Annotated in this window: 6 protein-coding genes and 1 pseudogene; 4 read left to right on the top strand and 3 right to left on the bottom strand. The window is 36.0% G+C overall.

Features of this window, described 5'->3' with window-relative positions; translation table 11 throughout:
• Nucleotides 1-72: 72 nt before the first annotated feature.
• From GQR56_RS20835 to GQR56_RS20825, 3 genes and pseudogenes are all read right to left on the bottom strand, one after another.
• Nucleotides 73-590: pseudogene (locus GQR56_RS20835) on the bottom strand (IS3 family transposase); the annotation flags it as partial.
• 126 nt (nt 591-716) lie between these two features.
• Nucleotides 717-1133: a hypothetical protein gene (locus GQR56_RS20830; protein WP_166115230.1), complete on the bottom strand. Its 417-nt coding sequence runs from the start codon at nt 1131-1133 to the stop codon at nt 717-719.
• Nucleotides 1134-1481: 348 nt separating this feature from the next.
• A complete protein-coding gene (locus GQR56_RS20825) occupies nt 1482-2294 on the bottom strand; it encodes an alpha/beta hydrolase (protein WP_166115227.1) in 813 nt (270 codons plus the stop codon).
• Nucleotides 2295-2497: 203 nt separating this feature from the next.
• Here GQR56_RS20825 and GQR56_RS21625 point away from each other — a divergent pair, with 203 nt between their 5' ends.
• The 4 genes from GQR56_RS21625 to sbcB all read left to right on the top strand — a co-directional run bounded on the left by GQR56_RS21625 (nt 2498) and on the right by sbcB (nt 6572).
• Nucleotides 2498-2680, top strand: coding sequence for a S24 family peptidase (locus GQR56_RS21625; RefSeq protein WP_346775786.1), 183 nt, complete (start codon nt 2498-2500; stop codon nt 2678-2680).
• A 29-nt stretch (nt 2681-2709) separates the two neighbouring features.
• Nucleotides 2710-3909 carry a hypothetical protein gene (locus GQR56_RS20820; RefSeq protein ID WP_166115224.1) on the top strand — a complete coding sequence of 400 codons (1200 nt, stop codon included), beginning with the start codon at nt 2710-2712 and terminating at the stop codon, nt 3907-3909.
• Nucleotide 3910: 1 nt separating this feature from the next.
• Nucleotides 3911-4963: a putative phage abortive infection protein gene (locus tag GQR56_RS20815; RefSeq protein ID WP_166115221.1), complete on the top strand. Its 1053-nt coding sequence runs from the start codon at nt 3911-3913 to the stop codon at nt 4961-4963.
• 163 nt (nt 4964-5126) lie between these two features.
• Nucleotides 5127-6572 (top strand): exodeoxyribonuclease I, encoded by a 1446-nt coding sequence (sbcB, locus tag GQR56_RS20810; RefSeq protein ID WP_002963201.1) that lies wholly within the window; start codon nt 5127-5129, stop codon nt 6570-6572.
• Nucleotides 6573-6670: the final 98 nt, after the last annotated feature.

Here is a 6670-nt window from a genome sequence, read left to right as displayed (position 1 = left end):
TGCTTTTGGGATAGATAGTGGTTTGGCGATTACTATCAGATCAAATTCAGAGCATGTTTTCAAGTTTTATTCCTTAAGATCCAACCTATGAACTGGTGCTAGTTCAATAGCACGCAATTTAGCTCTGCTCTCTCGTTGATATATCGCTTGTCTCGTTATACCAAGCAGCATGCAAGCACGTTCTAAGCTAACTATTTTTTGCTTTTGAAGGCTTCTTGCTCCTTGGCAATATACTTTTTTCGAAGGCTTGTCCCATGCTCAGCGTCAAGAATATTAACCACTTCATTGAGTAACAGGTTACGTAAATGCTCATCTTCAAGCTCTCGTTCGAGGCGCTTGATTTTTTGAGCGGGACTTTCTTTGGCTTTAGGTGATGTAGGCATAGTTATCTTAGGTGATTGAGTCCAATCCATCTTACCGTGTTTTCTTAACCAAGTAAGCACGGTAGAACGAGCTTGTATGCCATAAATTTTTTGGGCTTGTTTATAAGTCATATCGCCTTTTTCTACAGCGCCGACAACTTGTAATTTAAAGCCTAATGAATAATCTCGTTGTGTTCGTTTGATCGGTGTATTATTTGACTTGGTCATAATAAATCCTAAATGTATAAACACATTTCAGGACGAGACAAATAAAACAAAAAAGCCCATGTTAGGTATTAACCTAACATGGGCTTTTTTACTCTCGCTATTTTATATCATACTTTTGTAAGCATTTTATAAAGCGCTTATTAATGATAAGTCTTCTTTAGCGCGAGTTAAGTTATGCGATACCATTGCACTTTTAGACATTTCGTTTGCTTCGTATAAATCAGCAAGGCCCGCCGTATCGTTATTCGCTTTTAAACGTGCAACACCACGGTTGCTTAATGCGAATGATGTAAGTTGGCGAACTTTAAATTTAGGGCCATCTGCGTCTTTTAAAAGCGCGATTGCTTTAGTACAAATTGCTTCGGCTTGAGCATAATTTTTTGACTTAACATTCAGTGCACAGCTATTAAATGATTGCTCAAGTGGCTGTGGCGCTGTTGCAGTTTCAATAACCATTAATTTGTAATCACTTTGCTCAGCCATTGCAGCAGCTGAACATGTAAGTAGTGAGCTAAGAGCGATAGTTTTGATAAGTGTTTTCATGGTCGTAGTCCTGTTATGCCAATTGTTTAAATTAGTGAGCTTTTTTAGCGTCAAGAAAATAGCTTAATAACAAGGCAAAAATTATGAAATATAGTCGTTCTATATAAGTAATTTTTAACGCAGTTAGTGAGTTATTTAATTCGCTAAAATGATCATGTTTTAATAAAATTGGTATTAGTTAGTCGTACTTGTTGCCGACAACTAAACTTTAGAGAATTAACACAAAACCGACAAACGATTAAAACAAACCTAACAAGTGAATAAAACTAACTTATAGACTTTAGTCTAATGCCAAGCTACTAATTTACGAAAATTGATATTTATAAAGTCAGCGACTAAATCCATTCCTTATTTAGTGCGTTCAAGTAATTTAACTATTTGGTCTACAACCATTTCTGGCTCGTCATTTTGTGGGTAGTGATAGCTTTTATTTGTTATTACTATTTCACCTTGAGGAAATGCATTAACCCACTTTGAATGTAAGTCGCCCCACATTTCTCGCGCTTTGTCGGTAAAAAATAATACAGATGGCTTTTTATACTTTTTAACTGAGGCAATTACAGTCACGGGTATATCAGCTATTTGTGGATAATCAGGTAGCGGGCGTTTTGCCCAAAAATCTAAATACTGATTCGACATGCCATTTTTCATATCATCAAGCTTTATGGCAGCAATTTCTTTTTCAGCGCGTGGCAAATCAATCGCGCGCATAATATCTACATCGTGCTCTGATGCAGGTTCAATCAACATCAACGCTTTAATCTGATTAGGGTATGTTGCAGCAAATACACGCGCAATATAAGCACCATAAGAATGCGCAACATATACAACAGGCTCTTCTATTTTCAGTGTTTTGAGTAATAACACAGCCTCAGCTGCATATTCTTCTGAGCTATAGTTTTTCTTTATTTGCGCAGAACCACCATTACCGATACGAGAATACCGTATAACTTTAGCGTACTTGGTAAGTGATTCAAAAACCGAATCCCAATCACTTAAACCAGCAGAGCCGCCTGCTTCAAGTAAAATAGTATGCTTACCTTCACCTGCTAATTCGTATTCAACGTCAAAGCCATTTACTTGAACTTTAGCCAGCTCAGCTAAAGCACTATGTGAGATGAAAAGGGAGCAATAAATAATAATTTTTATTAATGATTTCATTGTTATAAATGGGTAGTGTTATTGAAATAATCTTACAATATTAAGCACTTTTATGTATAGTTTCTAGTAATATTAAGTACAAATGAATTTAGTCATTTGCTGCTTGGCTTGTTAGTTGCTGTAATCTGACATTTTTAAAGTGTGAACCTGAAGCCAAAGTTTGATGAGGGTAATTTTATTTTTTAGCACCTGAAACAGAGTGTATTCACGGTTCGTATGTAGTAGCCCGTTTAGATGACAAGCAAGCCACTCTTCAACCGCTTATTATCGAAAACGGTCATACCCCCCTAAAAGCCGCCAAAACTAACTGGCCAGAGCAACTTATACCAATAAATGGCAATTGCACATTGGTTGGAAAAGTGATTTTTACGGGCAAATCACTTTAAAGCAAACAATAAAATTAAAGGATTAAATAATGTATTTTGAGACAAATGAAGAGATTGTAAAAAGCCTGTTAGATGCAAATTTATCAAAACTCAAAGATCCATTAGAGATGGACGATAAACGAAAAATTTATTCAGAGGTACTAACAACAACAGAAAATATTCTTATTCATATTTATAGGCAGCCTCAAATCTGGGATAAATATACTCCAAAAAATATTAAAGCTCATGGTGAAGCTTTCCTACAAAATATAAAGGACCTTACAAAATTTATCATTAAATTAGATGAATTTGATCCCTTGAATACGAACACTAATAATTTATCATTCGATGATTCTACATTAGGTCTCATAAGAGATACTTACCTCAATTCTTTAAGGTTTTTATATGAAATGGACTTTAGATACAAAGAAGGTATCGACGATGATTTAAATAGTGAAGTTAAGAAAAGCACGATTAATCACATGATAAGTGATAATTTTAATGAAGAATTTAGATCTGAAATACTTTATATAGTTCATTTCACACCACTTTTAATTACAAAAGACTTATTCCACTCTGACGAAATAAAACTATTTTCTGATTTTGAAGAAAGCAAGTTATCAGCTGAAAACACTTTAGATAATACTGAAACGTTAAATGCAGCTACAGAAAAGAGGCTGTCTGATTTTAAAAATGAGTTAGATGAAAAAGAGAAAGTCGTCCACAGATTAAAAGAAACGTTAGATAAACAAGAAACTGCTTTTAACTTTGTGGGCTTGTACGATGGTTTTAAACAACTATTAAGAATAAAAATTAAAGAATCTAGAGTTTTATTAGGCTTATTAGTAGCGATGGGTTGCATGATGATAATTCCATTATTATGCACAATTTTCGATTGGCTGCCTGAAAGTACATTGAAAGCCGAAGAACCAGTTTCTCACCTGTTTAAACTAATTCCATTTATTTCGTTAGAAGTATTACTCATTTATTTCTTTAGAGTCATACTTCAAAACTATAAATCGGTAAAAGGACAAATACTTCAAATTGAGCTAAGACAAACACTTTGTCAGTTTATTCAAAGCTATGCTGATTATTCAAAAAAAATAAGAACAAATGACTCTCACCCATTAGAAAAATTTGAAAATCTTATTTTTAGTGGAATTATTAGTGATGCAGATAATCTCCCTAGCACCTTTGACGGCATGGACCAGATAGGTAAACTATTTAGCACACTTAAGGCGAAGGGATAATATGAAAAATCTCATAATAGGTATTTGCATAGCAGCTACGGTAGCTGCATTAATCGCTATAGGTGTTTTCACCTCTCATTTTGGACTAGGTTTCGCATCTAATATTGGCAACTGGGGTGCAGTTGGTGACTTTTTTGGTGGTGTACTAAACCCCACATTCGCCCTACTCAGCTTAATTTTAATTGCTTATACACTAATGCAAAATAAAAAAGCGCTGGAGCAAAGTGAAAAAGCAATTGAACAAGGTACCAAAGCTATTGAACAAAACGAAATAGCACTTCAAGTGAGTAATAAAGAATTAGAGCTTACACGCAATGAACTTGCCAACTCATCAAAAGCACTAGAGGAACAAGCCAGTTTATTGGCTATTCAAAGCTTCGAAACAACTTTCTTTAATATGCTGGAATTACACAATAAACTACTAAATAACATTTTCTATGATGGCGGCGAATCTTATGAAAATATTAAAGATGAATTAGATATAACTTATTATGTAGATGGCTCATTCTATGGTGAAGACAAAAAACATAAGGGGTTAGATTCACTAAAACGATTAATTACTGCTATTGAAAGTGCTTTTGTATATGGAAAAAACCGAACAACTGTACTTTTTATTTTCAATACTATGTATAAATATGAAAACAAAGCTTTTGGAGGCTATTTTAGAAATCTGTATCAAGTTTTGAAATTAATAAAAAACAGTTTCCCCGATATGAATATTCAAAAAAAGTATAGTAATATTCTCAGAGCTCAATTATCAAACCAAGAATTATCATTATTGCTTTTAAACTGCCTATGCCCATATGTGGATAATGGCGAGTTTAGAAAGTTAGTAATTCACTTCGAGCTATTCGAACATTTAGATATCACCTACAAGTTAGGTGATGATAACATCGCAACTTTCACAATAAATAACCAAACACTGAATTTGACTAGTAATGAAATCGATCAGTATTTTTCAACAGATACTAGTGGCAAGCTCATTAAGTCGGCATTTGGGCAAAACCCTCAAATTATGGATTATTGTAAGTTCAAAAACCTGATAGACCAGTAGTACTAAAAAGCCTGCTAACAGTGGGCTTTCTTATAATAAAACTCGTTTTCTCGCTCAAACCTATAAACTCCCTCGCCCATATGCCATAATCTAAATAATTCATTATTTTAGTAACTTGGCGCGTATTTAGGTGCTTTTAAGTTAACTACTCAGGGTTTTCAGCATGGCATATCAAGAGCAAAATCAAGCAACAATCTATTGGCACGACTACGAAACGTGGGGGGCGAGCCCTCAAAAGGATAAGCCGAGCCAGTTTGCGGGTATTCGTACCGATCTTGATTTAAATATTATTGGCGAGCCACTTATTGAATATTGTAAGCCGCAAGCAGATTACTTGCCTCACCCTGAGGCGTGTTTAATTACGGGTATTACGCCACAAGTGGCGATGAAAAAAGGCTTGGTTGAAGCTGAGTTTATAGCAAAAATTCATGCTGAATTTAGCGTGCCAAACACCTGTGTTGCCGGTTATAACAGTATTCGGTTTGATGACGAAGTAAGCCGTTACAGCTTTTACCGTAACTTTTACGATCCATACGAGCGCGAATACAAAAATAACAATAGCCGATGGGATATTATTGATTTAGTACGTGCTTGTTATGCGCTGCGCCCTGAAGGGATTGAATGGCCGTTAAAAGAAGACGGTAGCCCAAGCTTTAAGTTAGAGCATTTAACGGTAGCTAATGGTATTGAACACGCCGCAGCGCACGATGCGCTAAGCGATGTAACCGCCACTATTGCACTGGCTAAGCTAATAAAAGAAAAACAGCCAAAGCTGTATAACTTCTTTTTTGGTTTGCGTAATAAAAAAGCCCTTGCTGAATTGGTTGATGTATTTAACATGACGCCGCTGGTGCATACCACGTCGCGCATACCAGCAACACAAGGCTGCACAAGCTGGGTTGCACCAATGAGTTTTCATCCGGTAAATAAAAACGCGGTTATTTGTTTTGATTTAACCCAAAACCCGCAAGTACTCATTGATTTAAACGTAGAAGAATTACGCAAACGCTTATACACCAAACGTGTAGATTTAGCCGAGGACGATTTACCTGTTGGCTTAAAACTAGTGCATTTAAACAAGTGCCCTATTTTAGCCCCAGCTAAAACATTATTGCCTGAAAACGCCGCGCGCCTTGGGATTGACCGCGAGCAGTGCTTAGCTAACTTAGCTATTTTAAAAGCCAATACCGACCTTCGCGATAAAGTAACGGAAGTGTTTAACGAGCAAGGCGATTACAGCGCAACCACTAACGTTGACTACTTACTTTACGATGGTTTTACAAGCCATGCCGATAAAGCTAAGTTTGCGATTATTCGTGATGCAAAACCAGATGAATTAGCTGGGTTGAAGTTAGACTTTGAAGATAAAAAGTTTAATACGTTGTTGTTTAGATACCGCGCCCGTAACTGGCCTGAAACGCTAAACCAGCAAGAGCTTGATCAATGGCGCCAGTATTGCCAAAACAAGCTAATGCACGGGGAAGATCAACCGTCGATTAACGCGCAAGATTTTATGATAACCCTTGAAAACCTAGCGCATGAACATGACGACAGCGAAAAAAATCTGACAATTTTAAAGGCGTTGTATAACTACGCACAAAGCATGTAATTTGCTGTAGATACCATCTCTCATTTTAAGCTTCAAGGTCGTATTTAACTTTCTTGGAGCTTAAACGCTTCTTGGTTTTTTATTACACCAAAACATAT

This window comes from Pseudoalteromonas sp. Z9A5 (genome assembly GCF_011378875.1).
Taxonomy (GTDB): domain Bacteria; phylum Pseudomonadota; class Gammaproteobacteria; order Enterobacterales; family Alteromonadaceae; genus Pseudoalteromonas.
This window is presented reverse-complemented; position numbering and strand designations above follow the sequence as displayed.

Excerpts from the sequence above, each read along its gene's own strand:
- GQR56_RS20830 (WP_166115230.1), bottom strand. The coding sequence starts at position 1,133 with ATGAAAACACTTATCAAAACTATCGCTCTTAGCTCACTACTTACATGT.
- GQR56_RS20825 (WP_166115227.1), bottom strand. The coding sequence starts at position 2,294 with ATGAAATCATTAATAAAAATTATTATTTATTGCTCCCTTTTCATCTCA.
- GQR56_RS20820 (WP_166115224.1), top strand. The coding sequence starts at position 2,710 with ATGTATTTTGAGACAAATGAAGAGATTGTAAAAAGCCTGTTAGATGCA.
- GQR56_RS20815 (WP_166115221.1), top strand. The coding sequence starts at position 3,911 with ATGAAAAATCTCATAATAGGTATTTGCATAGCAGCTACGGTAGCTGCA.
- sbcB (WP_002963201.1), top strand. The coding sequence starts at position 5,127 with ATGGCATATCAAGAGCAAAATCAAGCAACAATCTATTGGCACGACTAC.